Annotated in this window: 18 protein-coding genes; 11 read left to right on the top strand and 7 right to left on the bottom strand. The window is 47.3% G+C overall.

Annotated elements, in window-relative coordinates; all coding sequences use genetic code 11:
- Nucleotides 1-303 precede the first annotated feature (303 nt).
- A complete protein-coding gene (locus VPR01S_RS00050; RefSeq protein ID WP_021703230.1) occupies nt 304-1,242 on the top strand; it encodes a precorrin-2 dehydrogenase/sirohydrochlorin ferrochelatase family protein in 939 nt (312 codons plus the stop codon).
- 34 nt (nt 1,243-1,276) lie between these two features.
- On the opposite strand, the gene VPR01S_RS00055 is transcribed toward VPR01S_RS00050, so the two are convergent.
- Complete coding sequence (locus VPR01S_RS00055; RefSeq protein WP_021703231.1) at nt 1,277-1,762, bottom strand: YajQ family cyclic di-GMP-binding protein; 486 nt, start codon at nt 1,760-1,762, stop codon at nt 1,277-1,279.
- Nucleotides 1,763-1,781: 19 nt separating this feature from the next.
- Entirely contained in the window at nt 1,782-2,834 is a 1,053-nt protein-coding gene (locus VPR01S_RS00060) for a 3-deoxy-7-phosphoheptulonate synthase (RefSeq protein WP_021703232.1), read from the bottom strand.
- A 207-nt stretch (nt 2,835-3,041) separates the two neighbouring features.
- Here VPR01S_RS00060 and VPR01S_RS00065 point away from each other — a divergent pair, with 207 nt between their 5' ends.
- Both VPR01S_RS00065 and VPR01S_RS00070 read left to right on the top strand, forming a co-directional pair.
- Nucleotides 3,042-3,932: a putative PEP-binding protein gene (locus VPR01S_RS00065; RefSeq protein WP_021703233.1), complete on the top strand. Its 891-nt coding sequence runs from the start codon at nt 3,042-3,044 to the stop codon at nt 3,930-3,932.
- Nucleotides 3,933-4,052: 120 nt separating this feature from the next.
- A complete protein-coding gene (locus VPR01S_RS00070; RefSeq protein WP_021703234.1) occupies nt 4,053-4,529 on the top strand; it encodes a PaaI family thioesterase in 477 nt (158 codons plus the stop codon).
- Here VPR01S_RS00070 and VPR01S_RS00075 read toward each other — a convergent pair.
- Entirely contained in the window at nt 4,526-5,881 is a 1,356-nt protein-coding gene (locus tag VPR01S_RS00075) for a hypothetical protein (RefSeq protein ID WP_021703235.1), read from the bottom strand. The two genes, VPR01S_RS00070 and VPR01S_RS00075, sit on opposite strands and share 4 nt — an antisense overlap.
- Nucleotides 5,882-5,981: 100 nt before the next feature.
- Between VPR01S_RS00075 and VPR01S_RS00080 the strand changes: the two genes are divergently transcribed.
- A complete protein-coding gene (locus VPR01S_RS00080) occupies nt 5,982-6,815 on the top strand; it encodes a CvfB family protein (RefSeq protein ID WP_021703236.1) in 834 nt (277 codons plus the stop codon).
- Nucleotides 6,816-6,988: 173 nt separating this feature from the next.
- Here VPR01S_RS00080 and rsmF read toward each other — a convergent pair whose 3' ends face one another.
- The 4 genes from rsmF to VPR01S_RS00100 all read right to left on the bottom strand — a co-directional run bounded on the left by rsmF (nt 6,989) and on the right by VPR01S_RS00100 (nt 14,235).
- On the bottom strand, nt 6,989-8,410 hold the full coding sequence (gene rsmF, locus VPR01S_RS00085; RefSeq protein WP_021703237.1) for a 16S rRNA (cytosine(1407)-C(5))-methyltransferase RsmF: 1,422 nt from the start codon (nt 8,408-8,410) through the stop codon (nt 6,989-6,991).
- A 109-nt stretch (nt 8,411-8,519) separates the two neighbouring features.
- Entirely contained in the window at nt 8,520-11,153 is a 2,634-nt protein-coding gene (locus tag VPR01S_RS00090) for a PqiB family protein (protein ID WP_021703238.1), read from the bottom strand.
- Nucleotides 11,146-12,405 (bottom strand): paraquat-inducible protein A, encoded by a 1,260-nt coding sequence (locus VPR01S_RS00095; RefSeq protein ID WP_021703239.1) that lies wholly within the window; start codon nt 12,403-12,405, stop codon nt 11,146-11,148. The genes VPR01S_RS00090 and VPR01S_RS00095 overlap by 8 nt, the downstream gene beginning before the upstream one ends.
- A gap of 30 nt (nt 12,406-12,435) precedes the next feature.
- The gene (locus tag VPR01S_RS00100; RefSeq protein ID WP_021703240.1) at nt 12,436-14,235 is read right to left on the bottom strand and encodes an ABC transporter ATP-binding protein; all 1,800 of its coding nucleotides are present in this window, start codon (nt 14,233-14,235) and stop codon (nt 12,436-12,438) included.
- A gap of 84 nt (nt 14,236-14,319) precedes the next feature.
- Between VPR01S_RS00100 and VPR01S_RS00105 the strand changes: the two genes are divergently transcribed.
- The 7 genes from VPR01S_RS00105 to VPR01S_RS00130 all read left to right on the top strand — a co-directional run bounded on the left by VPR01S_RS00105 (nt 14,320) and on the right by VPR01S_RS00130 (nt 26,397).
- On the top strand, nt 14,320-14,793 hold the full coding sequence (locus VPR01S_RS00105; RefSeq protein WP_021703241.1) for a free L-methionine (R)-S-oxide reductase MsrC: 474 nt from the start codon (nt 14,320-14,322) through the stop codon (nt 14,791-14,793).
- 97 nt (nt 14,794-14,890) lie between these two features.
- Nucleotides 14,891-15,517, top strand: a complete 627-nt coding sequence (gene proQ, locus VPR01S_RS00110) for an RNA chaperone ProQ (RefSeq protein ID WP_021703242.1) — start codon at nt 14,891-14,893, stop codon at nt 15,515-15,517.
- 17 nt (nt 15,518-15,534) lie between these two features.
- On the top strand, nt 15,535-17,535 hold the full coding sequence (gene prc, locus VPR01S_RS00115; RefSeq protein WP_021703243.1) for a carboxy terminal-processing peptidase: 2,001 nt from the start codon (nt 15,535-15,537) through the stop codon (nt 17,533-17,535).
- A 132-nt stretch (nt 17,536-17,667) separates the two neighbouring features.
- Nucleotides 17,668-18,333 (top strand): hypothetical protein, encoded by a 666-nt coding sequence (locus VPR01S_RS00120; protein WP_021703244.1) that lies wholly within the window; start codon nt 17,668-17,670, stop codon nt 18,331-18,333.
- 168 nt (nt 18,334-18,501) lie between these two features.
- The gene (gene pepN / locus VPR01S_RS00125; protein ID WP_021703245.1) at nt 18,502-21,108 is read left to right on the top strand and encodes an aminopeptidase N; all 2,607 of its coding nucleotides are present in this window, start codon (nt 18,502-18,504) and stop codon (nt 21,106-21,108) included.
- Nucleotides 21,109-21,149: 41 nt separating this feature from the next.
- Entirely contained in the window at nt 21,150-21,368 is a 219-nt protein-coding gene (locus VPR01S_RS22055) for a DUF2835 domain-containing protein (protein WP_021703246.1), read from the top strand.
- A 187-nt stretch (nt 21,369-21,555) separates the two neighbouring features.
- The gene (locus VPR01S_RS00130; RefSeq protein WP_021703247.1) at nt 21,556-26,397 is read left to right on the top strand and encodes an NAD-glutamate dehydrogenase; all 4,842 of its coding nucleotides are present in this window, start codon (nt 21,556-21,558) and stop codon (nt 26,395-26,397) included.
- The last annotated feature ends 42 nt before the right edge of the window (nt 26,398-26,439 follow it).

Below are 26,439 nucleotides of genomic sequence, written 5' to 3' on the forward strand. Positions count from 1 at the left end.
ATACAGAATAAGCATAGATATTTGTATTCAAACGCAAATCCTTGCCATAGTTAGAATGAACAAATGTTACATGAATGTAAATAGTGCAAGAGTGCGCATTATTGGTGCAACAGAATGTATTGATTGATAAGGGGTATTTACACTCTATTAACATTTTGGTCGATAAAATTTAAGCGGGATAATAAACCAAAGTTTGATTTAAATTTGGAGATAAATATTGTTCTGTGGTTTGGTGGGGTGTGGCTGATGCACTAATTTTGTTAGCATGCTCCGATTAGCTCAAAGCCTTATTCAAGGAATGAAATGCAGTACTTTCCTCTCTTTCTGGATTTAAACAATAAACCAGTACTGGTTATTGGTGGTGGTGAAGTCGCCAGCCGTAAAGTCGATGCTTTACTGCGCGCAGGAGCCGATGTCACGATTGTGTCACCCACGATTGAACCGTTTCTTCAACGCTTGGCTGGTGAAGGAAAGTGTCACTGGATTAAGACCTTCTATTCATCAGAGTACATTGACCGTCGTTACATTCAGGTATGGGCGACCACAGATAACCCGGACCTGAACCATCAGGTACATGCGGACGCTAAAAAGTCGGGCATTCTGGTCAACGTAGTTGATGATCAGCCTTATTGTGATTTTATCACCCCGTCGATGATCACCCGGGGTCGGGTACAGCTCGCTATTTCGAGTGGTGGGGCATCGCCCGTGTTGATCCGAAATTTGCGTGAAACCATCGAATCTGTGTTGCCCCAAAACCTGGGGTTATTAGCAGATTTTGGGGCGTCCAAGCGCAACTCGATTAAGTCAGCGTTGCCGTCTGTGGACTTGCGTCGTAAATTTTGGGAAAGCTTCTTAAACAACCCTAAAGTTGAGCAAGCAAATAGCCGAGAGTTGTTAGAGCAGCTTTATCAATCGGCACTGAATGAGTCACTGGATGATGCTGGACAGTGTACCTGGGTTGAGTATGGTCAGGATGTCGAACTATTGCCTATGAAAGCGTTGCGTCTGATGCAACAGGCTGAACTGGTTTTATACCGGGATGGATGCCCATTCTCATTCATTGATCTGTGTCGCCGCGATGCTGAACGAGAAGGCTTTAAAGATGGTGTCGAGTTATCGTTGAAACTGGAAAATGCGAAAACAGAGCGATTGCGTATTGTGGTTCTGGTGCCACTCAACTCGTCGGAGTATGCGTTATTGGGTGCGGATGATGCGCACATACGCCCAGGAGAAATTCGATAACAAAAAACCGCCAAAGGGCGGTTTTTCATTTCGGTTAATCGCGAAAGTTTTCGAACTGGAATGGTTGGCCAAGTTCTGCTTCGCGAATCAGTGCGATGGCGGCTTGAAGGTCATCGCGCTTTTTACCCGTCACACGAACTTTCTCACCTTGAATTGATGCCTGTACTTTCACTTTGGCGTCTTTGATGAGCTTGACGATTTTTTTCGCTGTGGCGGCATCAATACCTTGTTTGAATACCACTTGCTGGTGCCAGTTTTTTCCTGAAGCTTCTGCGTCTTTCGCTTCCATCGCGTTCACGTCGACGCCGCGTTTAGTCAGGTTAGCACGCAAAATATCGCGCATCTGTTTTAACTGAAAATCGCCTTCGGAGCTTAGCTTGACGGAGTCGTCTTTCTGTATATCAAAGCTGGCTTCTACGTTGCGAAAATCGAAACGGGTAGACAGCTCGCGTGAGGCATTGTCGACTGCATTTCGCAGTTCAACCGCGTCAATCTCAGAAATAATGTCAAATGATGGCATGAATCTGTCCTCTTAAAAATCAACTGCGCGCTTTTACTGCGTCAGCTAGCATATCTAACATCGTTGTGGTGTCATTCCAGCCCAGACAAGGGTCGGTGATGGACTGACCGTAATGAAGACTATGGATGTCATCCATTGGCTGGTTGCCTTCTTCAATGAAACTTTCTGCCATGATACCAGCAACGTAGTTTTTTCCAGATTTAATCTGCTCGCAAATGTCTTTGGCAACATCAAGTTGTTTGCGATGCTGTTTTTGGCAGTTAGCGTGGCTGAAGTCGACGATCAAGCGCTGTGGCAGATTAAACTTAGCGAGATTTTGGCACGCTTGTTCTACAGATGTCGCGTCAAAGTTAGGGCCTTTATCACCACCACGAAGAATGATGTGTCCATATGGGTTACCACTGGTGCGGTACACGGTCATGCGGCCATTTTTATCTGGAGAGTAGAAGTAGTGTGAAGCCTTCGATGCGCGAATTGCATCAATGGCGATTTTAACATTACCGTTTGTTCCATTTTTGAATCCGACGGGACAAGACAGAGCAGAGGCCATCTCACGATGGATTTGGGATTCAGTTGTGCGTGCACCGATCGCGCCCCAGGTAATGAGATCAGCAATGTACTGGCCGGTAATCATGTCTAAGAATTCAGTCGCGGTAGCCAGACCAAGTTTATTGATATCCAGAAGAAGCTTACGTGCTTTGTTCAATCCAGCTTCCAGCGCGTAAGAACCGTCAAGGTTTGGATCGGTAATCAGACCTTTCCAGCCGACGACAGTACGCGGCTTTTCAAAGTAAGTACGCATGACAATGAACAGTTGATCTTTGTACTGCTCCTGAATTGCTGCGAGACGTTGTGCATAATCCAGCGCGGCTTTTGTGTCGTGCACAGAACAAGGGCCTACAATAACAAGAAGGCGGTTGTCTTCACCTGTCAGAATGTTCTCAATTTGGCGACGGGATTGTTCGATTCGCTCGGCTACGTCGTCGGTGATGGGATGAGCATGACTCAATTCAGCCGGTGTTGGCATTGGCCCCAGTGCCTGGGTTCTCAATTCATCTGTTTTTAATGGCATAAGGCAGCCTGTTGTATCTATTGCGAAGCAGTAAAGATAACGGAATTGTGATTAGGAATAAACTACTTATCCCTAATCTAATTGGGACGAAATCGTTTGTTTGCTGATTTATGCATTTTAAATAAATAAAATGTCACTTATGGCTTGTGTTGTGCGGTTTCTGTGGTTATTTTCAACGGATAATCTCTTGATTCACATGGAGCTGTTATGAGTCACGAAAGTCAAAATGCTATTCATTCCCAGATTCAGCCGGGAAGTGTACATCCGACACATGTCGAAGCCATCAGCGGGTCACACCTTTATGTGTCACTCTCTGAACTTATTCTCGACAAACTTTTTTATCACCCAGCCGTCAATACTGATGATGAGGAACTATCAGATACTGAGCGAGATGCATTGCATGCGATTGTTGGCCAAGCCGAACCAGGCGTTCATCTGGTTGAGTCTCTGGTGAGTGAGATTGAAGCGGCGATCCAGCCAGCGCATCAGGCAATTCGTGTTGCTTTAAGTGATGCAGATAGTCGCAGCTATATTGCACTGATTGGCGGGCATACTTCCGAAAAAGAAGAGCATAACCCGTTAATGGGGACACGTGGCGTTTCCCGCTTTGCCAGTCGCTGTTATAGCCCTGCCTTTGTGCTTGAATGCGAAGTGATAAAACGCTTGCGTAAAAACGGTCACGATATACAAATTGTGGTACCGTTTGTGCGCGCATTGTCCGATGCAGCCAAAATCATTGATCTGTTGGCAGAGCAGGGGCTACCCAGAGGCCTTGAGGGGCTGAAAGTGTTGTACAGTGTTAATGTGCCGTCTGCTGCACTACTGTCTGAACGCTTGCTGCACTACTTTGATGGGCTCGTAATTGATGTGGATTCACTCACGGAGTTTACGTTTGGAGTGGATAAAACAAATCAAGGGCTTACCCCATTGTTTGACCCAGAAAATGAGGCGGTGCTCACGCTAATTGATACTGCTGTGCATGCCGCGTCTTCATCGTCTAAACCAGTGTTATTACTGATTCAGGCGTTAGCAGAATACCCGAAACTGCAAGATTATATTGTTGAACACCAAGGAATAGATGTTGCAGTGACGGCGTAACTTAATCGATGGCGAGGGGAGAATATAAGAGACTGTCATCTCGCCATTTGTAACATTTCATTGACATTTTGCTGGTTTTTTTATCAACTGGTCTGACCAAGTTAAAGGCAGGCAGATGTCATGAATTCTTCTCTACGCAAAGCAAACCTGTACCTCAGTTTGTTCGGCTTCTTTAAAGTACCGCTGATTTGGTGGTGCCGTCCTAAAATCCTCCACCTCGATGAGCGTAAAGTTGAGGTCCGTATTCCTCTGAAAAAGAAAACCAAAAATCACCTCAACAGCATGTATTTCGGCGTCTTGGCTGTTGGTGCTGATGTGGCTGGCGGCTTCATGGCGATGAGCAAAGCAGAGTCACGCGGCGAGAAGATTTCACTAGCGTTTAAAGCGGTTGAAGGGAAGTTCCTCAAACGGCCAGAAGCTGACGTCCATTTTGTTTGTGAGGATGGCCCACTGATTGATGCCATGCTGGATGAAACATGTCGTTCGGGCGAGCGCGTCAATCAGGCGGTGAAAATCACCGCCGTCTGTCCGACATTACATGGTGACGAGCCTATGGCAGAGTTTTTATTGACATTGTCACTGAAGAAAGTGGTTTAGTCATCCAGTTCAATTTGTTCAATGGCCACGATTCGGCTGCGGTTTAATACAATCTTCCAGCGATAGTATTTCACTTCGCCATTGAGAGTGTTCTCTTTGGCGACAAGGTTGAGCAGGTGACGTTTCTCTACCGACTCTCTGGTGACCTGGCCATTATTCAGTACGTAGAGTTTGTTTGAACCTTTATCCATCAACCGAGTGAGGAAACGCATGTTAATAAACATGGTTTCCCGTGTTTCTTCGTAACCGCTCATGAATTTAGAGGTCGACATTTCCGTGTGTGAGCGGTAATGCAGGATTTGTTCTTCACGTTGTGCCACGCGCTTTTTGCGGATTGTCTGAATACGGTCTGGCAACTCGCTGAGTTTTTCAAAGTCCAACCACTCGCTTTTCTGACCGACGGTTTTGTTGGTCGTCGGGTCGATGTAGCGTCGACGCCATTTAGGCTTGCCTCTGCGAATCCAACGCCATAAGGCATCACGTAGGTCGTCTTTAAAAATTTCGCGCAGAGCGTAAATCAAAGACATGGCAACGATGAAAGAAGCAGTGATTTCTCCCCAATAGTCTCGGGCTAGAACGGCGGTGATGGTTACAAACACCATCACCAGACCTGTTGCAAAGCCTTTGACTGCGCGTTTCATATTTTTTCCCAGAGATATGGTTTTCTCTTTAAGCAGAATCGGGTGCTCAATCAAACGACGCAACAGGCGCATTTTATTGCTCATGCGCGTGACATCTTCACGCACGCTTTGAGAATTGTATTCGTTGAGCTTACGATGCGCGGCTTCTTTTTCAACAATAGCGATCAGGCGTTCTTTAATGGTTTTGTAGTCACCTTCGCGGGGCAGGTGAGCCACCAGCGCCAAGAATTTCTGACCGGTATACCAAGAGAGGTAATTATCAATATTGGCATAGTAACGTTTGAGGTTTTCTTCATACGGGATACTACGGCGCAGGCGTTTTAGAATATCGAGTGCGAGCTCAATAATTTCATCAATTTCGTCTTCGGTGACCGGTGACGCTTCATTTTTTCGTAGCTCACTAACGGCCTTATCCAGAGCAATCACGTACTGATAGGCGAACAAGCTCAGGCTGACCCGGTATTGCGTGGTAGAAAGGTGGCCCCGTTTTGCCAGGCGACTGTGTACCAAAGGCAGAAGTATCTTGTCACTGAAGTAGGCACGTTTCTGCTGCATTGAGCCGTAGTACAGCTCAGATTCGGAGGTGACTTCCGGTGTCAGTCCCAACTCACCGGGGACAAACAGATACCAATCTAATCGACACTTTTTGCTGGTTGCCAGCGCGTGAGAAATGCGGAGAGTGATGCCATCGTGTTTATCAACTGTGACCAAAAGTGCGCCCCTGAAAAAATAGATAAATTCCTTTCGAAGAGAGAGCAAGGATATCAGAGTTTAGGTATAATCACCGCAAATTTGAGATGAGACAGAAAAAATGATTAAAGTTGGTCAAATAAACCGCCTGGAAGTGGTAAAACGCGCGGATTTTGGACTTTTTCTGGATGCGGGTGACTTTGGTACCACGCTGCTGCCAAACAGACATGTGCCGGAAGGGACAGAAATTGGGCAGTCTCTGGATGTGTTTCTGTATTTTGATTCAGACAGTCAGCTTGTGGCTACGACCGAAGAGCCCATTGCTCAAGTGGGCGAGTGGGGGCTGATGAAAATTGAAGGCGTAAACAGTACGGGTGCGTTCGCCAGTTGGGGGATTAAAGACAAAGATCTGCTGATCCCATACAGCGAGCAACGTAGTCGTTTACGCGCAGGACAAACGATCCTGGTATATGTCTATACCGATAAGGCGTCGGGTCGTATTGTTGGTACCACGAAGTTTAATAAACTATTGGACAAAGAACCGGCTAATTACACGTGTAATCAGCAGGTTGAACTGCTGATCGCTGAACGTAGTGATCTGGGTTATAAAGCGATCATTGACGGCAAGCATTGGGGCATGATTTTTTCATCGGATGTTTTTGGCAAGGTTTTCATCGGTAAGCGCTTAAAAGGGTACATCAAAGAACTGCGCCCAGATGGCAAAATCAACTTGTCGTTACAGAAAGTGGGCGTCGCCAAAATGGATGATTTGAGCGAAAAAGTACTTGATCTACTTGAGAAAAAAGGCGGGTTCCTACCTTTGAATGACAAGTCATCGCCGGAGGCTATTTTTGCTGCGTTCCGAACCAGTAAAGGCACATTTAAAAAGACGATTGGTGGCTTGTATAAGCAAGGCCGAATTGTCATTGAAAAGGATGGCATTCGTCTCGCATAACGCAGCGGTTAAAAAAACGGCCTAAAACCGATCCTGTTTTAGGCCTAGGGGAAGGGCTCCTACAGAGCCTGCGCTAAATCACTGATATCATTTCACTTAATGACTACTTAATTGTAGTACATAATCGTGATTTCGCTAGGCTCTGGCAGAATTTCATACTATCGTTTGACGGTTCAGAACAAGTTTTTATCTCTAACTAGTTCTCTTGGAAGGCCATTTTTAATCCGGTTGCCCACCCACTTTCCAAGGCCGATCACATCGTTATCTAATTTTACGATCACTTCTCCCTGGCCTGACAGGCCCTCTGGGCGTACATCCCGGCCCATAAACCACTCTCGTGCATCGTCTACCGATATGCAGACGCTGTTTGCTTCATCACCGGTGGCTAACGCTGTTGCGACCTGATGTTGCCAGCGATATCCTTTTTTGTGCGCCTCGGCGATTTTTATCCCCATACGTGAAAAGCGTAACTCGCCAATCATAGGTTCCAGTGCTTCAGGAAACAGCCACACGTCGTTGTCACGCAGCCAGATTTGGGTGTTATCAGGCAGCCTGATGTCTAGGGTGTTACGTAACTGTATTTCGATATCGCTACTGATTTTCTTCGAGGCTTTTTCAAACGGGAACTTACCCATCTTCTTCTTTACGTCTGGCGGGACGACTGAGCCTGTTTTACGAAGTCGGGCCACAAAGAAGCCTTCGCAATCGTATACCTGCGGGAAAATGTGTAAAAAGCCATCCTCGGTGATGGCATGTTCTGCGCCTTCAAACAGAGAGTGCAGTGGTTCGAACTCAACGTTTTCACCAAACGTGTTTTTCAGGTGATGACAAACCTGCTGGTTTTCTTCAATACTCAATGTACAAGTTGAATACACCATGACACCACCTGGCTTGAGGGCATGGAATGCGCTTTCAATCAAATCCTTCTGCGTTTCAGAGATGGAAATAACCGACTCTTTGCTCCAGTTTTTCATCGCATCGGCATCCTTACGCACGGTGCCTTCCCCGGAACAGGGCGCATCAATCAAGACCGCGTCAAATTGCTCTGGTAACCAGCCACCAAAAACACGGCCGTCAAAGTTGCTCAACGCACTGTTTCTTACGCCGCAACGTTCAATGTTGGCATGCAGGACTTTTACCCGGCTGGATGAAAACTCGTTGGCGACTAGAACGCCCTGATTGTTCATCAAAGCCGCGATTTGTGTGGTCTTTGAACCCGGAGCCGCGGCCATGTCCAGCACGGCATTAAATTGTGGTTGGTGCTCAAATAATGCGGACACCGGCATCATTGAACTGGCTTCCTGGATATAGAACAAACCAGCCATGTGCTCAGCGGTGTTCCCTAGTGGGACCTGCGATTCGTCTGCTTCAATCCAGAAACCGGTCTCACACCAGGGAACCGGAGACAGAACCCAACCTTTTGTGGCGGCACGGCTTAGGAAATCGTCGACGGAAACTTTCAGGGTGTTTACACGGATGCTCTTACGCAACGGACGTTGGCACGCTGCCACGAAATCGTCCATGTTGAGATGAGCAGGAAGGATAGACGCTATTTCCTGAAGAAACGCGTCTGGCAGATAGACATTCTGGTGCAAGTGTTTAGCCCGTTAAAAAATTTGCGCAGATTATAACGGAAAAGTGCGGTAATTGGAGTGTTTCACACAAAGAAACCGCGCCGCCATTGGCTGCGCGGTGTATCGGAGACTACGGCTTAGGAATGGCGGTCCGCCATTTGAGCCAGTTATCTTCGGCGGCGGGATAAAGGTAGAAAGACTGGCCTTTTTTTGCTGCAGGAGAGAGATTGGGTTGTTCAGGTGTCGCGAAAGAAATTCCGCCGCGCACCAGTGAGTCCAATGTGCCGGCTTTTATGCTCGCGCCTGCCAGACCAATCGAAACATCGACACCGGAAGTATTCCAGAATACGGTATTCGTGCGAATCAAATAGGCGTATTGAGGCTGGATTCGGATGGTACTGACCACACGATCAGCGAATTCGCCCAAACGCACGTTTGTGACCTCACCAACTTCCATATCACGGAATAAAACTGGCGTACCTACGGCCACGGAACCACGCTTTTCTGCCTGTAAGGTAAACTCAATACTGTTGGTTTGCATCGGTTGGTGACCCAGAGAAAATAGACTCTGGATTTTTCCTTTGCCGGGGGCTACGTTAATTGATTTACTCAGCAGATTCTGCAAGTTTTTAACACCACCAAGGCCAATTTCAGGCTCCGCCATCCAAAAGTGACTACCGGCTCGTGCGATATGATCGGCAAATTCAGGTAAGACGCGCACTTTCACCTCGACTTCATTACTTTTGAAGCTTGGGTAAACGAGTGATACTTCACCCACCTGTACACCATTGTATTTCAGAGGGGTGCCTTCACTGATGCCCGTATCCCCCTGGGCGAGCAAGGTAATAACATGGCCAAATTTTCGCGCCGACTTAAAGTCAGGGTAGAGCTTCCACTTTTTATTGAGTTTGTTTTCAACTCCCGGTAGAGAGTCAAAGGCGATGCCACCCTGGATAAGCGTTTTAAGTGGCGCGGCTTTGACGTTGATGCCCGTCAGGCTAGCATCAACCTCAACACCAGAACGGTTCCAGAATACCGTTTGTGGTGTAAGCAGGTATTGATATTGATTTTCAATCGTAGCAGTGATGACGACGCCACCGTCAACCAAATGAAAATCGGCGATACTGCCGACCTGCAAGTTTCGATACAGCAGTGGACTGCCTGCTGAAATAGGCGGTAGTTCACTGGCAAACAGGGTCAGGCGCTTAGAGCCGGATTGATTGTATTTGGCCAGCTCAGCGAGGGATTTGTTCGGATAGAGCGGGTAGGACTCGGCCGCTTTTTCTGCGCCTTCGCTGACAAAACTGATGGATCCGGACAACAGTTGTTTGGCGGGCGGGACAGAGATGTTAAGACCAGATTCTGTCAATTCAGCACTGGCGCTGCCAGTGACATAAAAGCGGTTTCTGGATTTGATGAGATTGGCGTACCGATTGTCTATCAGTGTATCGAAACGCACTTTGTCATGCTCCAGCGCGACCTGTGTGATGGAGCCGACAGCAATACCTTTGTAGAGAATGTTAGCCCCGACGTCCAGCCCGTAAGAGTTATCAGAGTATAGGCGTACCACTACAGAACGCGCTTGTTCTTTGTTGAACTCATCTTTGCGATCCGCCGTAAACAGGCGTGAACGATCGCCGTTACCCGGATAGATGGTCAGATAGTTGCCTTTTACTAAATTGGCAATGTTTTCAATGCCGGACAAAGATACTTTGGCCTCTTCAAGGACAAATTTACTGCCCGTGTTGAGCATGTCACTGAATGCCGGCTGTATCGCTGCGGAGGCGATAATTTGCTGTCTGCCTTCGCTTAGTTGTAAGTCCGTGACCTGACCAATTTCCAAACCTCGATACATGATGGGTGCGCCGTGCGCGCTGATCTGGTTGTCATCGGGCAAGATGATTTTGATTGGGATACCGCGCCCTGCGGTCTTAAGATCCTGGTAGAGCCTGAATTGCGTGTTCTCTTCAACCGGCAGACCGCCATCCGGAGAATCCACCGCAATGGCACCGCTCAAAAGGGCACTAAAGCTCTCCAAACGTACATCCACACCATCAAAGCCGATACTGGTTCCGATACCGCTCACGTTCCAGAATCGGCTTTGGTCTGTGATGATATTGCGGTATTCATCTTTGATGTAAGCCTGAATTAATACCGACTTGGCGTCCGGGTCTAATTGATAGTTGTACACTTCGCCAATGGGGATTTTTTTATAAACGATCTGTGACCCCACGGAAACGCCACCCAGATCGCGCGCTTTGAGCGTAATGGTCAGTCCTTCACGACCTTTGAGATCCGCAGGTGCCCGGTCGAGTGCGGTGTACTGGTTGAGCGGTTCCGACTTGACGTCACTGGGTTGAATGGCGATATAGTTTCCCGAGACCAGCGCATCCAAACCGGAAATCCCGGAAAGACTGGCCGTTGGTTTCACCAGCCAAAAGCGGGTATCTTTCGACAGCAGTTTTGTGGCTTCGGGATAGATATCGGCATCGACATAAATATTTTGCAGATCGTCGGTAAGTTTGATGTCACGTACCATTCCGACTTCGAGACCTTGATAGCGGATGGTTGTTCGTCCAGCGACCAGCCCCTGCGCATCAGAGAAATAGATTTGAATCCGGTCACCGGCATCGTGTATCGCTTTCACCAGCAGCCACCCGGCCAGTACCATAGTGAGGATGGGTAAAATCCAAAGTGGCGAGATACCTTTGTTACGTTTTACGTCTGGTGTATACGAGTTTTGATTCGATGATTCTTTACTCATTCTCTGACTCATTTTGTGGTGTAGATTCGCGGTAGTTGTCCCAGATCAGTCTCGGATCGAGGCTTTCGGCAGCAAGCATTGTCAGTATAACCACCACACCAAAAGCTACAGCGCCGTAACCCGGCGTGAAATCAAGGATTTGTCCGCGATCGACTAATGTCATCATTATAGAAATAACAAACAAATCCATCACTGACCATTTTCCGATCCATTTGACGACAAAAAAGATAGTCATTCGCTGGCGATGATACACCTGACGTTTGAACTTGATGGCCAGTAACAAATAGCTTAAACCGAGTATCTTGGCGACAGGCACCACAATACTGGCAATAAAAATAACGGCAGCAATACCGGACATGCCATTGTTTACCAAAGAGGCGACGCCAGAGAAGATGGTGTCTTGCAAGCGCTGTCCGTTGGTGATCAAAATCGATATTGGAATCAGGTTCGCCGGAAAAATAGCAATGGCAGCGGCGACCAAGTAGGCCCAGGTTTTCTGAATGGAGCGTGGTCTACGATGGTGAATCGCTTCATGGCAGCGAATGCACTGTTTGCCTTCCGGCTGGGACAGGTGGCAGTTGTGACAATGTAACTCTTTGCGTTGGAAGGCGTAGTGGATCTCCGGACTCCAGGCTTCCCAGTAACGACGTACGCTAATCCGGCCGATCAATAGCACAACGGCGAGTTGCAACAGCACAAGTCCATACAGGCCGGGCCCGACAAAAATGTCTGAATAATCCTGCAGTTTAAAGCAACTAATGGCGATACTCACCAGAAACACATCAAGCATCACCCAGTGTTTAAGGTGTTGGATCAACCACAGCGACACACGCAGTGTTTTGAAGGAGTGGACACGCAACGCAGCATGGGCGGCGACTACTGAGGCGCAGACAATGAATGGGGCGATAGAGCTGCAGAACAGTACCAGTAGCCCTAACATGACAAAGCCTTCTTGCATCAGAGTAAATACGCCATCGGGCAGTGTGGCCGGAATCATGACACCAAATAGACGGATACTGATGAAGTTAAACAAATGAGACGGAAGGAACAGCAGTAAACAGGTAATGGCGATTGCCAGATTGCCAGACAGAGAAGAGGAACCACCTCGGTAGAGCCGCGTGCCACAGCGGGGGCAGTAAGCACTTTTACCGTGCTCGACATCCACGACATCGACAGGCAGCTCACAGCCTTGGCATAAGCGGACGGTATTGACGTCCGCTTGATGGGCGTTCAGGGGACGGGCGTTTCTCACTGAGTGCCCGCTAATTTGGTTACGCTGTCACTAATACGCGGAAGACTGTACACTCCCGTATAGTGTTTGATATAAGCCGTCCTGTTCAACCAGTTCTCCATGCGTCCCCGTTTGAGTTACCTGACCGTCTTCCAAAACATAGATGAGGTCGGCTTGTTTTACCGCCGACAGGCGGTGTGCCACGATTAATGTTGTCCGTCCTTTCAGAAATTCGGACAGGGCTTTATGCAGTGCCGCTTCAGTGGCCGTGTCTAACGCCGATGTCGCTTCATCCAGAATGACGAATTTTGGATCGCTCAGTACCATCCGGGCAATCGCCAGACGTTGTCGTTGTCCACCGGATAAACGAATGCCGTTTTTACCAATTTGCGTATCCAACCCTTCACTGAGTTGAATCGTGACATCCTGCATCTGAGCAACTTCCAATGCCCGCCATAATGACAAGTCATCGTAGTGCCCCCCGAGGGTCAGATTATGCCTTAAGCTGTCATTAAATAGTATAGGTTGTTGTAATACCACGGCTATTTGATCACGAATAACGTCAAAGCTGATATCGGTGGTTGATGCGCCGTTGAAACGGATCTCACCTGACGAAGGTTGATAGACGCCGATAAGTAATTGAATCAGAGTCGATTTACCCCCGCCACTGGCGCCAACCAGCGCGACTTTCTTACCAGCAGGAATGCACAACGACAGGTTGTTTAATACCTGATGATCGGAGTGATAAGCAAAACTGACGTTATCTACCATCACGTCAACTGCACGATCATCAGTGAACGGGTTGATTTTACTTTTTGGTCGCTGTTCCTCTTCTAAGTCGAGCAGGGCATTGATCCGATTTAGTGCGGCTTTGGCGCTATACCAGGAAAACTGAATGCCTAGCAACTCCTGGACTGGACCAAGCATAAACCAAAGATAGCCGAACACGGCAAAGATCTGACCAATCGTAAGGTCACTAAATAGCACCATCAACATCGCAACGGCACGAAACAGTTCAAAACCGAGTAAAAAAAGCAGGAAGGAAATGCGGCCGGCAGCTTCTGATTGCCAGGCATACTTGTCCGCAGCCAGGCGTACGTCATTGGCTTGAAGCTTCAGCTGTTGCAAAAACTCCCGTTCCCGGTTGGCCGCTCTGAGTTGATAGATCCCATCAAGCGTCTCTACCAGACGATTCTGGAAGGCTTCGAACGATTGGTTTTCTTTCTTTTTCAAATGCTTGACTTTGCTGCCGAGTTTTCGTGAGAAGTAGATCACGACAGGGTTCACCAGCAGAATAAACAATCCGAGACGCCACTCCAGCCATAGCAATACAATCGCGGTACCGATCACCGTTAAAAAACTGATGATGAATTTGCTCAAAGTAGAACCGATGAACTGATCAATGGTTTCGATGTCTGTAATCAAATGAGCATTGATGCCACCGCTGCCTTTAGTTTCGTATTGGCGGATGCTGATACGTCCGAGTTTATCGATCATTTTCTCACGCATTTTGTACGTGATGGTTTTCGACACCAGTGTAAACTGGCGGCTTTGGACGATGTTTAATCCCTGACTGATGGTACGCATTAAAACAACCAACAGCAGAGTTAACATGATGTAACCTGTTGCTGTCTGCCATTGCAGAGGCATCACCGCGTTCATCATCGCCAGACCCGTACCAGGCTTGTTCAGCAGAACTTCATCTACCATGAGTGGCATCAGCAGTGGGATAGGGACGCTGACCAAAGTGGCCACCACCGCAATCAGGTTGGCGAGAATCAGCTTGGCCTTATGTTTTTTTACTTGTTTTATAAGCCAGGAACGGCTAATAGTGTCAGGGTTGTTAGTCATTATAATGAGAATGAATCCTATTTAGATTTTGGTATTGTACTGATAACCTATTTGGAAGTCTCTAGTTTTCACTTGGAAGTTAATATGAAAATAGAACATTATCAGCGCTTAACTAAGCAAGCAGTTGCGCTTTTGGAATCAGAAAAAGATCTTATCGCTAACCTGTCGAATCTCAGTGCGTTGTTAAACATGGAATTGGAAGACCTGAACTGGGTCGGATTTTACCTGATGAAAGATGACGAGTTGGTGCTTGGACCGTTCCAGGGCAAACCAGCGTGTGTACGTATCCCGGTTGGTCGCGGCGTATGTGGTACTGCTGTGGCAACCAATGCAGTTCAGCGTGTGCATGATGTACACGCTTTTGAAGGACATATTGCTTGCGATGCGGCAAGTAACTCGGAAATTGTTATCCCATTTTCAATCAATGGCAACATTGTTGGTGTATTAGATATCGACAGCCCTTCAGTTGGTCGTTTTAGCGACACTGATGAGGAAGGATTAACACTTTTGATGTCAGAAGTTGAAAAGCTGCTCAATTCGCACGCAGCCAACGCATAATTTGCTTCTAGACTGTGGTTTTTCGCTTGCAGGTCACTATAATACCTGAAATATTTATCTTAATGCTCGCGGAAAACCGCATTAACCAGGAATCCTCATGGAAAACACTGAAAAGTTAAAAAACAGCAAAGAAGTTATCGCATACATTGCTGAATGTTTCCCTAAGTGCTTTACTTTAGAAGGTGAAGCAAAACCTCTGAAAATTGGTATTTTTCAGGACCTTGCTGACCGTCTGAATGAAGACCCGAAAGTAAGTAAGACCCAGCTTCGCGCAGCGTTAAGACAATACACATCTTCATGGCGTTACCTGCACGGTGTTAAACCGGGTGCAGTTCGTGTTGACCTAGATGGCAACGAATGTGGTGTATTAGAAGAAGAACACGTTGAACACGCAAAAACAGCACTTGCGGAAAGTAAGGCTCGTGTTCAGGCTCGTCGCAAAGAGCAAGCTCAAAAAGCCCGTGATGAAGGTAAAGCAAAACCAAAAGCGAACAAAAAGCCTCAACAGGCTCGCCGCGCCCAACCTAAGTCTCAAAAACCAAATAAACCAGTTGAAACGCGTGCTTTAAATGCAGATGAAATGACCGTCGGCAAGCAGGTTAACGTAAACATGGGTAAAGGAAACATGGCTGCGACCATTGTTGAAATCAATAAGGAAGATGTGCGTGTTCAACTAGCAAACGGCCTTCAAATGGTTGTAAAAGCGGAGCACCTGCGCGCATAAAGGAGATACTCCTACGCATGAAATGCCGTTCAAAACTAACTATGATCGCTGCTGGCCTCTGGCTGGCAGCTTTTTCAGTTCAGGCTCTTGAAGCCAAAATCGCGAAGGACGATTTACCCGTTCTTCAACCTGAAGTTCAGCATGAAACCGCTGCCAAGCGGGTAACCTCACGCTTTACTCGTTCTCACTACAAACACTTCACACTGGATGACCAGTTCTCGGAAGCGATATTCGAGCGTTATCTGGAACTTCTGGATTACAATCGTAATATTTTCACTCAGGCTGATATTGACTCCTTCAAAGCGTGGTCAGTTCAGTTGGATGATCAACTGAAAGCCGGCAATAACCAGATTGCGTTTGAGGTTTATAACCTGTCGATGCAAAAGCGTTACGATCGGTTTAAATACGCATTATCGTTACTCGATAAAGAGATGACGTTCGATACTGATGAGTCGATTGAGTTGGATCGCTCCAAAGCGGCCTGGCCGAAAGATGAAGCAGAGTTGAATGATTTGTGGCGTAAGCGGGTGAAATACGACCAACTGAATCTGAAAATGACGGGCAAAACCTGGCCAGAGATTCAGGAAATGTTGGGTAAACGTTACAACAACGCCATAAAGCGTCTTAGCCAAACTCACAACGAAGATGCGTTCCAGCTCTACATGAATGCATTCGCACGTCAGGTCGATCCCCACACCAGCTATCTGTCTCCACGCAACGCCGAACAATTCCAGTCAGAAATGAATTTGTCTCTGGAAGGGATCGGTGCTGTATTGCAAATGACGGACGATTACACTGTGATTCGATCACTGGTTGCTGGTGGCCCTGCGTCTAAGAGCAAGCAATTGAGTGAAGGCGACAGAATCATTGGTGTTGGCCAGGAAGGCAAGGCGGTCGTTGATGTCATTGGCTGGCGTTTAGACGATGTTGTTGAGCTGATTAAAGGGCCAAAAGGGACCAAAGTGATACTGCAAGTCTTGCCGGAAGGTAAAGATGTAAAAAGTCACACTGTCACAATTGTCCGAGATAAGATTCGCCTGGAAGACCGCGCCGTAAAATCAGAACTGATTGAAAAGAATGGCAAGAAAATTGGCGTGCTTGAAGTGCCAAGTTTCTACGTTGGTCTGGCAAAAGATACCGACAAACTGATTTCGGATCTCAAGAAGAAAGGCGTCGAGGGGATTATTGTCGATCTACGCAATAACGGTGGCGGCGCTTTGACAGAAGCTACGGCGTTATCGGGCTTGTTTATTACTAGTGGCCCGGTGGTACAGGTTCGTGACAGTTACGGTCGTGTAAATGTGAATAGTGATACGGATGGGCAAATCAGCTATAACGGCCCAATGACCGTGCTGATCAACCGCTATTCCGCATCGGCTTCAGAGATCTTTGCTGCCGCAATGCAAGATTACGGTCGTGCCATCATTCTAGGTGAGAACTCATTCGGGAAAGGTACGGTTCAGCAGCATCGTTCGCTGAATCATATCTACGATCTGTTCGATAAACAGCTCGGCTACGTGCAGTACACGATCCAGAAATTTTACCGAATTGATGGTGGCAGTACTCAGAATAAAGGTGTAATTCCAGATATCGCGTATCCGACGGCAATCGATCCAAGTGAAACCGGTGAGAGTGTTGAAGATAACGCGCTGCCTTGGGATAGCATCGATCAAGCTAACTACCGGAAGTTGAATGATTTCTCTGCACTGATCAAAACGCTGCAGTCTGAACATGAAGCTCGTGTTGCTAAAGATATGGAGTTTGGTTTTATCCAACAGGATATCGCGCAATACAAAGCGGAAAAAGACGACAACATGCTTTCATTGAATGAGAAAACTCGTGAAGCGGAAAGTGACAAAGCGGATAAGCAACGTTTGGATCGTATTAATGATCGTCAGAAAGCCATGGGTAAAAAAGCGTTCAAATCGTTGGATGACATTCCTAAAGATTACGAAGCGCCAGATGCGTATCTGGATGAATCAGTGGCTATCATGGTAGACATGCTAAACAGCAAGTAACCAGCTAAAGTAAATCGAAGCGGGCAGTGATGCCCGCTTTTTTTGTATTCTAAATTATTGTGATAGAGATCAAAAATATCGCGCTATCCTATTAACAGTTCTAAGCTTAAAGAAAAGTGCGGGAGATGCGAGATGACGAAATGGATTTTGTTGCTATTGGCTTGTTTTAGCCTGACCGCGGCGAGTGGGGAGACCCCACCTAAAAATGATTTAACTCAATTTGATTTACCATTTCTGTTGGGTGACTGGTACCTACTTAATCCGGAGCCTGAGCAGTCTCAGGAGAACTTTCTCGCCATTAAACTCAGTTTGAGATCAACGTATTCGTTTTCCATTGATATCCAGAAGAAAGATTACAGCGTGGATCACTGGGAAGGTTTTTATACAGCCAATGAAGATACGATCATTTTGGGTGTTAATACGACTGAGCCTCAGATTTACGCGTATGAAGGAAACCATAACTTACTGAACCTGAACGGGGTGACTTTCACCAAGGCTTTGTCAAATGGCCTGGCAGGAGTGTGGTCGAGCGCTGAATTATCGGGTGCTGATATTCAAGCCAGTGACGTTCAGCATATGGATTTGGTGCTTCAGCCGGACTTTATTTTTATGTTTCGAGCCACTAATGGTGAGGGCGATGAGGCCATCCATCGTGGTGTTTACTACACCGAAGACAATAATTTGGTCTTGATGTATGAAAACGGTGAGCACGAGACAACTTATTCTTTGAAGCGTGATCAACTCACGCTGCAAGGCGATGATGGAGAGATGTTCGCAGTGCTGGACCGAATAAGATAACATAATGTTTGTTTGCCGTTTTCGCTAGATATTTCACTGTTTTTGTAGATAATATCAGCAAAATAACGAGGTATTTTTTGAATACCTCGTTTTTTCGTTTACGCTCTTGTAACTGCGTATCATCACCCTCAGATATAAGGGTATCAACTCGTCAAAAGGATTAAGACAATGGCTCATACTCCTCAAGCCAAATATCGTAAAGATTATCAATCGCCTTCTCACACCATCACTGATATTGACCTGACATTCGATTTGCATGACAACGCGACCGTTGTTACAGCTGTTTCCAAGGTAAGACAGTTGAAGGACAGCACAACGCTGAGCCTGGATGGAGAAGGTCTGGAGCTGAAGGACATTCTGGTCAACGACACACCATGGACGGACTACAACCTGACAGAAAGTGGCTTGGAGATTTTATCTCTGCCAACCGAATTTGATTTAACGATTGTTACGCTGATTGATCCAGAAGCTAACTCGGCTCTGGAAGGGTTGTACAAATCGGGCGGGGCATTCTGTACACAGTGTGAAGCGGAAGGTTTCCGTCGCATCACGTATTATCTTGATCGCCCGGATGTGTTGGCGAAGTACACCACCAAAGTGATTGCTGACAAAGCTGAGTATCCGTATTTACTTAGTAATGGTAACCGAATTGCAGAAGGTGATTTGGAAGGTGGCCGCCACTGGGTTCAATGGCAGGATCCACATCCGAAACCTGCGTATCTGTTTGCATTGGTGGCGGGCGATTTTGACGTATTGCGAGACAGCTACATCACCAAATCAGGCCGCAATGTGGCGCTGGAAATTTTTGTCGACAAAGGCAATCTTGATCGAGCCAATCACGCCATGGTTTCGCTGATCAACTCAATGAAGTGGGACGAAGAGCGTTTTGACCTGGAGTATGATCTGGATATCTACATGATTGTGGCTGTCGATTTCTTCAATATGGGTGCGATGGAAAACAAAGGTCTGAACATCTTTAACTCTAAGTTTGTGCTAGCCAATGATCAGACAGCGACAGATACCGATTATCTGGGTATTGAAGCGGTTATTGGTCATGAGTATTTCCATAACTGGACCGGCAACCGAGTGACATGCCGAGACTGGTTCCAACTGAGCCTGAAAGAAGGGTTGACCGTATTCCGTGATCAGGAGTTTTCATCCGATCTCGGCTCTCGTGCCGTAAACCGTATCAATAATGTTCGTATTATTCGCGGTCCTCAGTTTGCTGAAGATGCCAGCCCGATGTCACATCCGATTCGTCCAGAGAAAGTGATTGAAATGAATAACTTCTACACCTTGACGGTGTATGAGAAAGGCAGTGAAGTGATTCGAATGATGCACACCTTACTGGGCGAAGAGGGATTCCAGAAAGGCATGAAGCTGTACTTTGAACGTCATGACGGTACCGCGGCGACTTGTGAAGATTTCGTGGCTGCGATGGAAGATGCCTCCGGTATTGATCTCAAGCAATTCCGTTTGTGGTACAGCCAGTCTGGCACTCCAACTTTGAAAGTAACGGATGAGTACAATGCGGCCGATCAAACGTATACGCTCACGGTTGAGCAGTCGACTGAAGCGACTCAGGACCAGGCCGATAAACACGCGCTGCACATTCCGTTTGATGTCGAGCTGTATGATGCCAAAGGTAACGTGATTGAGCTGATCTCTGGCGGTGAAGCGGTATCGAATGTGCTTGATGTGAAACAGGCCAAACAGACGTTTGTGTTTGAAAAGGTGGCAGAGAAACCGGTTCCGTCTCTGCTGCGTGAGTTTTCTGCGCCGGTTAAACTGGAGTACGACTATTCAGATGACAGCCTGATCTTCTTAATGGTGCATGCACGCAATGAGTTTGCTCGTTGGGATGCCGGTCAGATGCTGCTGGCCAAATACATTCGTAGCAATGTTGCTGGTGTGCAAAATGGTGAAGACATTGTGTTACCGGAAGCGGTTATCGACGCATTCCGTGGAGTCTTGCTGAGTGATACGCTTGAACCTGCATTTATCGCCGAAATGATGGCACTGCCTTCTCATAATGAAGTCTCTGGCTGGTACAAGCTGGTAGATGTTGATGCCATTGCGGCAGTACTGAAAGGTATCAAAGTGCAATTGGCTGAGGCGTTGGAAGATGAATTTGGCGCGCTTTACCATAGCCTCAAGCAAGACGTTTACAGTGTTGACCATGCTGCAATCGGTAAACGTGCATTGCGTAATGCCTGCCTTGGCTACCTGGCCTATACCGAGCAAGGTGATGCGTTGGTACAGAGTCAGTACGCGCAGGCAAATAACATGACTGACACGATGGCTGCGATGGCTGGAGCCAACAGTGCTCAGCTGGCTTGCCGTGAAACTCTGATGGCGGATTACAGCGATAAGTGGAAACACGATGGCTTAGTGATGGACAAATGGTTTGCGCTACAAGGGGGTAATCCGGCGGAGAATGCATTGGACGTCATCAAGAAAACGATGAGTCATGAAGCATTCAGCCTCAAGAATCCAAACCGTACCCGCAGCCTGATTGGTTCGTTCCTGAACATGAACCCAGTGCGTTTCCACGCGAAGAGCGGTGAAGGTTATGCGTTTGCCGGAGAGATTTTGCGCGAATTGAACAGCTCGAATCCACAAGTGGCCTCTCGTCTTATTGATCCTCTGCTTAAATTCCGCAAGTATGATGAAGAGCGTCAGTCTCTGATCAAAGCCCAATTAGAAATGCTGAAGGGCATGGATAATTTGGCTAACGATCTGTATGAGAAAGTCACTAAGGCTCTGGAAGCATAAACCTTTGAAGGGGTGACCAAGGTCACCCCGATTTTAAGCTGATGAACACGTATTTTTTTCGTCTTAACATTTCGTATCAGGCCTTTCTAGCACACTATTCTGGTATGGCAGCATCTGTTTTGGTGGTGACTGAGCAGGGGGTGCGGTTGCAATTACCCGCATCACGCTTTCGTCCATTTTTAACTCAGATTGGAGTAAAAGGTCGATTTCGGCTAACAACTGACCAAAACAATAAGTTTTTAAAGTTAGAAGTTCTGTGAGCAGCTAATTTCATAGCGATTTAAATAGAATCTTAATCACATTCTCAAACATTTCACCTCTTACCAGCTCTAAAATCATTAACTATTTGTCAATAAAGCTTTTACAATAAGGCGTGCATTACCAGTAGTAGGCACTATGCTTACTCCAACCCCTACAATAAAAAATAGCCTTATAGTGGAGTCGTTTATGACCGCGCGTGAAACTCTGATGCCGGTTCTTCTTGAAAAAGTGTACAAGCTTATTCAAGACAAACTCGAGCTTGCTCATCAACCCCTCGTAACTCAACTTGCGCAACATTTATTTAGCAACATTTCTCAAGATGATTTGATTGAGAGAAATGAATCCGACCTTTATGGTGCGGTGGTCAGCTTGTGGCACCACATCAATGATAAGAAGCCGGATGAGTTATCAGTCAGGGTGTTTAACCCAACCGTCAGCCGACAGGGCTGGCAATCGACACACACTATCGTAGAAATCGTCCTTCCTGACAGTCCTTTCCTTGTTGACTCCATCAAAATGGCGCTAAGCCGCCTAGACCTTGTTTCCCACCTGATGCTTCACGGTCCGACACAGATCGAACGTGATGAAACCGGTGATGTAACCGGGATCAACAATGGTGAAGGGGTATTCCAGTCTCTGTTCCATGTGGAAGTTGACCGCCTGAGCAGCAAAGAGGAAATGGCGTCGCTCAAACAGGAATTGCTCAGCATTCTTGAAGATACTGCTCTGGTAGTGAAAGACTGGCGATCCATGGTCGACAAACTGGAAACGGTAACCGGCAACCTGGAGAAACATAAGAAAGAGATCCCGATCGAAGGGGATCGTTTTGAAGAAACGATCAAATTCCTGCGTTGGCTGGGGGATCATAATTTCACGTTCATGGGGTACAAGGAATACGATCTTGTCTCAGTGGATGGCGTAACCGAATTACGTCCGACCAAAGAAAAAGGCCTGGGCCTGTTCCAAGATGATAGCCGTGTACGCAGCGTAAAGCTGACGGAGTTTTCTGATTCCGCTCGTCTGGAAGCGAAGAAACCCTACCTGTTGATCGTGACGAAAGGAAACAAACAGTCTCGTATTCACCGTCCTGCTTACACCGACTACATCGGAATTAAGAAGTTTGACAAAAACGGTAAGGTTATTGGTGAACATCGCTTTACTGGCCTGTACACCTCTGCGGTTTATAACCAGAGTGTGGAAAGCATTCCGCTGATCCGCGAGAAGGTGGAACGTATCCTGAAAGCCAGCGGCTACCGCGAAGGCTCCTATTCTTACAAAGCGCTACACAACATCATGGAGAACTACCCACGTGATGAGCTGCTGCAAGCAAAAGAAGAAGAATTGCTTGAAGTGGGGATGGGTGTGGTTCAGATGCAGGATCGCGATCTGCTGCGCTTGTTTGTCCGTAAAGACCCGTTTGGGCGTTTCTTCAGTTGTATGGTCTATGTCACCAAAGATCGTTACAACACGGAGCTGCGCCGACAAACTCAGCGTATATTGAAAAACTATTTTGGTTGTGAACAAGAAGTCGAGTTCACCACTTACTTTTCTGAAAGCCCACTGGCGAGAACGCACTATATTGTTCGTGTTGACAACAACAATATGGACGTTGATGTAAAACTGATCGAGCAAAACTTAATGGAAGCATCTTCAACCTGGGATGATCGTCTGTCTGACGCGATCGTAGCTAACTTTGGTGAAAGCAAAGGTCTGCCTTTGTCAAAAGAATACCTGCGCGCCTTCCCACGTTCTTACAAAGAAGATGTCATGCCAGGCTCCGCCGTGGCGGATATTGAGCGACTGGAAGCACTGAGTGATGATCATAAACTCGGCATGTTGTTCTACCGTCCACAAGAAGAAGCATCCGATTCCAAAGCAGTACGTCTCAAGCTGTATCACCGTGACGAGCCAATTCACTTGTCTGATGTGATGCCAATGCTGGAAAATCTTGGTCTTCGTGTTATCGGCGAATCGCCGTACGAAGTGACTAAGTCCAACGGTCAGACATACTGGATCCTGGATTTCTCAATGCTGCATAAGAGTGAGAAAACTGTGGATCTTCGTGAAGCTCGTGATCGTTTCCAACAAGCTTTTGCCGCCATTTGGGCCGGTAACCTGGAAAGTGACGGCTTTAACCGTTTGGTATTGGGCGCATCACTGACAGGACGTGAGATTTCGATCCTTCGCGCTTATGCACGCTACATGCGCCAGGTTGGCTTCCCATTTAGTCAGCAGTACATTGAAGACACACTAAACCATTACCCAGATTTGGCGAAAGGTTTGGTGGAGCTGTTCTCGAAGCGCTTTGATCCAAAAACCAAAGGCAGCCAGAAAGGACAAGCGGATCTCATTGCCAATATTACTGAGCAGCTGGATCATGTCGAAAGTCTGGATGATGACCGTATCTTACGTCGCTACATGGAAATGATTACCGCGACGTTGCGCACAAACTACTACCAGCTTGATGAGAACAAACAGCCAAAACCTTGGTTGTCTCTGAAGATGAAGCCAAGTGAGATTCCAGAAATCCCACAACCAGTACCTGCCTACGAGATCTTTGTGTATGCACCGGATATTGAAGGTGTTCACTTGCGTGGTGGTAAAGTAGCCCGTGGTGGTCTGCGTTGGTCTGATCGTCAGGAAGATTTCCGTACCGAAATTCTCGGTCTGGTGAAAGCGCAACAAGTTAAAAATACGGTTATCGTGCCGGTGGGTGCAAAAGGTGGTTTCGTTTGTAAACGCCAGCCATCATTGACGACCCGCGATGAGATCTTTGCAGAAGGACAACGTTGTTATAAGCGCTTTATCCGTGCATTACTTGACGTTTCTGACAACATCATTGAAGGGGAAGTGATTCCGCCTCAGAGCGTTGTGCGTCATGATGAGGATGACCCATATTTGGTTGTTGCTGCGGATAAAGGTACCGCGACATTCTCGGATCTGGCGAACTCGGTGTCTGCGGAGTACAACTTCTGGTTGGGCGACGCGTTTGCGTCTGGCGGCTCAAACGGCTATGACCACAAAGCCATGGGTATCACGGCGAAAGGTGGCTGGGAATCGGTGAAACGTCATTTCCGTGAAATGGGCATCGATTGTCAAACCACAGATTTCACTGCGGTGGGTGTCGGTGATATGGCGGGAGATGTGTTCGGTAACGGCATGCTGCTGTCAAAACACATCCGTCTGCAGGCAGCCTTTAACCACATGCACATCTTCATTGATCCAACCCCAGATGCCGCAAGTAGTTGGAAAGAACGTGATCGCTTGTTCAAACTGCCGCGTTCAAGCTGGGAAGATTATGATCCTAAACTGATTTCCAAAGGGGGCGGCATCTTCTCACGCCGGGCCAAGTCGATTTCACTGACGCCGGAAATTCAGAAGATGCTGGGTACCAAGAAGGCATCGGTAGCGCCGAATGATCTGATTAAGATGATCCTGAAAATGAAAGTGGATCTTCTGTGGAACGGCGGGATCGGAACTTACGTGAAGGCTTCGACGGAAACGCACACTGACGTAGGTGACCGTGCGAATGATGTACTGCGTATCGATGGTCGTGAATTGCGAGCCAAAGTGGTGGGTGAAGGTGGTAACCTGGGCATGACGCAACTTGGCCGAATTGAGTACGCCCTGACTGGCGGTCGCGTGAACACCGACTTTGTCGATAACGTTGGCGGTGTTGACTGTTCAGATAACGAGGTCAACATTAAGATCTTCCTTAATGGCCTAGTGGCGAATGGCGATCTTACGATCAAACAGCGCAATACGATCCTGGAATCGATGGAAGACGAAGTTGGCGAGATCGTTCTGGAAGATGCCTACTGTCAGTCTGAGTCCATTTCAGTGACTGAACAGCAGGGCGTTTCTACCGTGAAAGAACAGATCCGCTTTATCCATACTCTGGAGAAAGCTGGTCAGTTGGATCGGGCATTGGAATACATCCCAGATGATGAAACGCTGTTGGAGCGTGAGAAGCAAGGCCTGGCGCTGACTCGCCCTGAACTTTCTGTTCTGGTTGCGTATGGCAAAATGGTGTTGAAAGAACAGTTGGTACACGATGATATCGCCAACGATGAATATCATGCGCAACAGTTAATCAACTACTTCCCGACTGAGTTACGCCGTAACTATTCTCAGCATATGCAGAACCACCCGTTGCGAGCGGAAATTATCGCAACAGCGCTGGCGAACCAAATGGTGAATGAAATGGGCTGTAACTTTGTCACCCGTCTGCAAGAAGAGACTGGTGCCAATGTAGTTGATATCGCTAACGCTTATGCGGCATCCCGTGAGATCTATGGTCTGGACAAAGTGCTTCAGCAGATTCGAGAGCTAGACAATAAAGCGGAAGCGCAAACGCAATACGATTTGATGTTTTATGTTCGTCGTACGTTACGTCGACTGGCTCGCTGGTTACTGCGTAATCGCACTGGTAAGCAATCGGTGAAACTGCTGGTGGAACTGTATCAGTCCGATGTGAACACCATTACCGAGAAGCTGGATGATATGCTGGTTGAATCGGAAGTGGCTGAGCACAATGAGATGGCACAGGCGTGGATTGAGAAGGGCATCTCGGCTGAATTGGCCAATTATGTCGCACGTTTGTCTAGCCTGTACTCAGTACTGGATATATCCACAGTATCCCGTGAAAAAGGCAAAACTGTTGAACAAACCGCCAAACTGTATTTCAATTTGGGTGACCGTTTGTCATTGCACTGGTTCCTGAAACAAATCAATAATCAGGCGGTGGATAATAACTGGCAAGCGCTGGCTCGTGCGGCCTTCCGTGAGGATCTGGATTGGCAGCAACGTCAGTTGACTGGCCAGGTTCTGAGCTGCAGCTGTGCACCTGAAGAGTTGGATGTTATGCAAGCGCTGGAAGACTGGATTCAGGCCAACGAAGTCTCACTACAACGTTGGGACAACATTCTCAATGAGTTCAAAGTGGGGTCAGTACATGAATTTGCGAAATTCTCTGTGGCATTGAGAGAATTGATGCTATTAAATTTGAATTGTGCTGCAAATGAGTAAATAATAAGGCCCCGTTTATACGGGGCTTTTTTCTTTCGGAGG

It is taken from the genome of Vibrio proteolyticus NBRC 13287, assembly GCF_000467125.1.
GTDB classification, from domain to species: domain Bacteria; phylum Pseudomonadota; class Gammaproteobacteria; order Enterobacterales; family Vibrionaceae; genus Vibrio; species Vibrio proteolyticus.

What these genes read in the sequence shown, in the direction of transcription:
- VPR01S_RS00070 (WP_021703234.1), top strand. Translation starts at nt 4,053, where the DNA reads ATGAATTCTTCTCTACGCAAAGCAAACCTGTACCTCAGTTTGTTCGGC.
- VPR01S_RS00105 (WP_021703241.1), top strand. Translation starts at nt 14,320, where the DNA reads ATGAAAATAGAACATTATCAGCGCTTAACTAAGCAAGCAGTTGCGCTT.
- VPR01S_RS00065 (WP_021703233.1), top strand. Translation starts at nt 3,042, where the DNA reads ATGAGTCACGAAAGTCAAAATGCTATTCATTCCCAGATTCAGCCGGGA.
- VPR01S_RS00120 (WP_021703244.1), top strand. Translation starts at nt 17,668, where the DNA reads ATGACGAAATGGATTTTGTTGCTATTGGCTTGTTTTAGCCTGACCGCG.
- VPR01S_RS00080 (WP_021703236.1), top strand. Translation starts at nt 5,982, where the DNA reads ATGATTAAAGTTGGTCAAATAAACCGCCTGGAAGTGGTAAAACGCGCG.
- prc (WP_021703243.1), top strand. Translation starts at nt 15,535, where the DNA reads ATGAAATGCCGTTCAAAACTAACTATGATCGCTGCTGGCCTCTGGCTG.
- pepN (WP_021703245.1), top strand. Translation starts at nt 18,502, where the DNA reads ATGGCTCATACTCCTCAAGCCAAATATCGTAAAGATTATCAATCGCCT.
- VPR01S_RS00090 (WP_021703238.1), bottom strand. Translation starts at nt 11,153, where the DNA reads ATGAGTAAAGAATCATCGAATCAAAACTCGTATACACCAGACGTAAAA.
- VPR01S_RS00100 (WP_021703240.1), bottom strand. Translation starts at nt 14,235, where the DNA reads ATGACTAACAACCCTGACACTATTAGCCGTTCCTGGCTTATAAAACAA.
- VPR01S_RS00055 (WP_021703231.1), bottom strand. Translation starts at nt 1,762, where the DNA reads ATGCCATCATTTGACATTATTTCTGAGATTGACGCGGTTGAACTGCGA.
- VPR01S_RS00130 (WP_021703247.1), top strand. Translation starts at nt 21,556, where the DNA reads ATGACCGCGCGTGAAACTCTGATGCCGGTTCTTCTTGAAAAAGTGTAC.
- VPR01S_RS00050 (WP_021703230.1), top strand. Translation starts at nt 304, where the DNA reads ATGCAGTACTTTCCTCTCTTTCTGGATTTAAACAATAAACCAGTACTG.
- VPR01S_RS22055 (WP_021703246.1), top strand. Translation starts at nt 21,150, where the DNA reads ATGAACACGTATTTTTTTCGTCTTAACATTTCGTATCAGGCCTTTCTA.
- proQ (WP_021703242.1), top strand. Translation starts at nt 14,891, where the DNA reads ATGGAAAACACTGAAAAGTTAAAAAACAGCAAAGAAGTTATCGCATAC.
- VPR01S_RS00060 (WP_021703232.1), bottom strand. Translation starts at nt 2,834, where the DNA reads ATGCCATTAAAAACAGATGAATTGAGAACCCAGGCACTGGGGCCAATG.